Here is a 3161-nt window from a genome sequence, read left to right on the forward strand (position 1 = left end):
CGCTGGAGGCGGTGGTCCCGCTCGGACGGCTCTCCGCCGCCCAGGCGAGGGCCCTCGCCGGTGCGGCCGACCTGGTACGGCTGACGCCCTGGCGTACGGTCGTGGTCCCCGACCTCGACCCGGGCGAGGCGGGCCGGGTCGCGGCCGGGCTCGGGGCGGCGGGCCTGGTCACCGATCCGGACTCGCCATGGGTGGGGGTGACGGCGTGCACGGGACGCCCCGGCTGCGCGAAGTCGCTGGCGGACGTCCAGGCGGACGCCACCCGCTGGGCCGTCGAGGGCCGCGGACGTGAGCAGCCCGGGGCGCAGGTTCACTGGGCGGGATGTGAGCGGCGGTGCGGCCTGCCGAGAGGGCGGGTCGTCCAGATGATCGCTACCGGGCACGGTTACGAGGAAAGGCAACATTGACCGACTACGTAAGCCACGGATACGTGCGTGACGGCGCCGAGATCTACCGGCGCTCGTTCGCCACCATCCGCGCCGAGACCGACCTGTCCGGGCTGCCCTCCGACGTGGCCCGGGTGGCGGTGCGGATGATCCACGCCTGCGGCATGACCGACCTCGTCGACGACCTCGGCTGGTCGCCCGGCGTGGTGGCCGAGGCCCGCCGGGCGCTGGCCGGCGGCGCGCCGGTGCTGTGCGACGCCATGATGGTGGCCTCCGGCGTGACCAGGAGCAGGCTGCCCGCCGGCAACGAGGTGCTGTGCACGCTCGGCGACCCCGGCGTGCCGGAACTGGCCGCGCGGCTCGGCACGACTCGCAGCGCCGCCGCGCTCGAACTGTGGCGCGACCGTCTCGACGGCGCGGTGGTGGCGATCGGCAACGCGCCGACAGCCCTGTTCCGCCTGCTCGAACTGGTCGCGGAGGGAGCGGGCAGGCCCGCCGCGGTGCTGGGCGTCCCGGTGGGCTTCATCGGCGCGGCCGAGTCCAAGCAGGCACTGGCGGACAGCGACCTGGAGCACCTGGTGGTCCACGGCCGGCGGGGTGGCAGTGCGATGGCGGCGGCGGCGGTCAACGCCATGGCGAGCGAAGCGGAGTGATCAGGATGACGGGACGGCTGTACGGGGTGGGACTGGGGCCGGGGGACCCCGAACTGGTCACGGTCAAGACGGCCAGGCTGATCGGCGAGGCCGACGTCATCGCCTACCACGCCGCCAGGCACGGGCGCAGCATCGCCCGGTCGATCGCGCTGCCGTACATGCGGGAGGGGCAGATCGAGGAGCTGCTGCTGTACCCGCTGACCACGGAGACCACCGACCACCCGGGCGGCTACCAGGGGGCGCTCGACGACTTCTACGCCGACTGCGCCGACAGGCTCGCCGCCCACCTCGACATGGGCAGGACCGTGGTGGTGCTGGCCGAGGGCGATCCGCTGTTCTACGGGTCGTACATGCACATGCACAAGCGGCTCGCGCACCGATACCGGACAGAGGTGGTGCCGGGCGTCACCTCGGTCAGCGCCGCCTCCGCCGTGCTGGGACGGCCGCTGGTCGAGCGGGACGAGGTCCTCACGGTGCTGCCGGGCACGCTGCCCGGGGACGTGCTGGCGGACAGGTTGCGGGACACCGACTCGGCCGCGGTGCTCAAGCTGGGCAGGACGTTCGAGAAGGTCCGCGACGCCTTCGCCGAGGCCGGGCGGCTGGACGACGCCTGGTACGTCGAGCGCGCCACCATGGGGGCCGAGCGGGTCGCGCCGCTCAAGGACGTGGACCCGGACGGCGTGCCGTACTTCTCGCTGGCCCTGCTCGCCAGCCCCGCCGAACGGACGTTCGTTCCGCCGCCCGTGGTGGCCGCCGTGTCCGGCGAGGTCACCGTGGTGGGGCTCGGGCCCGCCGGGCGGCCGTGGCTCACGCCGGAGGCCCAGGAGGCGCTCTCCGCGGCCACCGACCTGGTCGGGTACGGCCCGTACGTCGACAGGGTGCCGCCCAACCCGCGCCAGCGGCGTCACCGCACCGACAACCGGGTCGAGGCCGAGCGGGCCAGGCACGCCCTGGAGCTGGCCGGGGAAGGCGCCCGGGTGGCCGTGGTGTCGTCCGGCGATCCCGGCGTGTTCGCGATGGCCAGCGCGGTGATGGAGGCAGCGGAGGACTTCCCCGGGATCCCGGTGCGGGTCGTCCCGGGCCTGACGGCGGCGCAGGCGGTGGCCAGCAGGGTCGGCGCCCCCCTCGGCCACGACTTCTGCGTGCTGTCGCTGTCGGACCTGCTCAAGTCGTGGGAGGTGGTGGCGGACCGGCTCGCCGCGGCGGCCAGGGCCGACCTGGTGCTGGCGATCTACAACCCGGCCTCGCGCAGCCGTACCTGGCAGGTGGCCGCCGCCCGCGACCTGCTGCTGGAACACCGCGACCCCGCCACCCCCGTGGTGATCGGCAGGAACGTCGGCGGCGAGGATGAGAGCGTCACCGTCACCACGCTCGGCGAGCTGGATCCCGGGCAGGTGGACATGCGCTGCCTGCTGATCGTCGGATCCTCTACGACCCGGGTCACGGCCCGCGGCGCGGTCTACACCCCGCGCCGCTATCCCTGAGCTGCCGCTATCCCTGAGCTGGGCTATCCCTGAGCTGGGCTATCCCTGAGCTGGGCCATCCGCCAACTGCCGCTATCCGTGAGCCCAGCCCGCGGCCTCCGCCACGGTCTCCACCAGCCGGACGCCGCCCGGCAGCGGCGGCCGGTTCACCATGATCACCGGAAGGCGGAGGCGGCGGGCGGCGACGAGCTTCGCGGTGGTCATCGGGCCGCCGCTGTCCTTGGTGACCAGCACGTCCAGGCGGTGCTCGCGGATGAGCGCGAGCTCCCCCTCCACCGTGTACGGCCCGCGGTCCAGCAGCACGTGCACGTTCCCCGGGACCGGCGGCTCGGGCGGATCCACCGACCTGGCCAGGAACCACACCCCGTCACGCCCGGCGAACACCGGCAGGCTCCGGCGGCCGGTGGTGAGGAACACCCTCATGGGCGCCACCAGCCGTTCGGCCGCCTCCTGGAGCGAGCCGACCCGCTGCCAGGCGTCGCCAGGACCCGCGCGCCAGCCGGGCCGCCGCAGGACGAGCAGCGGCACCCCCGTGCTCGCCGACGCCTCGGCCGCCGAGGCGGTCATCCTGGCCGCGAACGGGTGCGTGGCGTCCACCACCGCGTCCACGGCCTCGGCCGCGAGCCAGGCCGCGAGCC

At 74.5% G+C, this 3161-nt stretch carries 3 protein-coding genes and 1 pseudogene; 3 read left to right on the top strand and 1 reads right to left on the bottom strand.

Annotation, left to right across the window (positions count from 1 at the left end; all coding sequences use genetic code 11):
* From DQW85_RS25375 to DQW85_RS25385, 3 genes and pseudogenes are all read left to right on the top strand, one after another.
* Positions 1 to 407, top strand: a pseudogene (locus tag DQW85_RS25375) (precorrin-3B synthase); the annotation flags it as partial.
* Entirely contained in the window at positions 404 to 1039 is a 636-nt protein-coding gene (locus DQW85_RS25380; RefSeq protein ID WP_113702484.1) for a precorrin-8X methylmutase, read from the top strand. The pseudogene DQW85_RS25375 and the gene DQW85_RS25380, both read left to right, overlap by 4 nt.
* A gap of 5 nt (positions 1040 to 1044) precedes the next feature.
* On the top strand, positions 1045 to 2523 hold the full coding sequence (locus DQW85_RS25385; protein ID WP_113702486.1) for a precorrin-2 C(20)-methyltransferase: 1479 nt from the start codon (positions 1045 to 1047) through the stop codon (positions 2521 to 2523).
* Positions 2524 to 2595: 72 nt separating this feature from the next.
* Here the strand turns inward: DQW85_RS25385 and DQW85_RS25390 are convergent.
* On the bottom strand, positions 2596 to 3161 hold a 566-nt coding region (locus DQW85_RS25390), incomplete at its 5' end, for a cobalt-precorrin-6A reductase (RefSeq protein ID WP_113702485.1).

Origin of the sequence: Nonomuraea lactucae, from assembly GCF_003313395.1 — a bacterium.
Lineage (GTDB): Bacteria > Actinomycetota > Actinomycetes > Streptosporangiales > Streptosporangiaceae > Nonomuraea > Nonomuraea lactucae.

Excerpts from the sequence above, each read along its gene's own strand:
- DQW85_RS25385 (WP_113702486.1), top strand. The coding sequence starts at position 1,045 with ATGACGGGACGGCTGTACGGGGTGGGACTGGGGCCGGGGGACCCCGAA.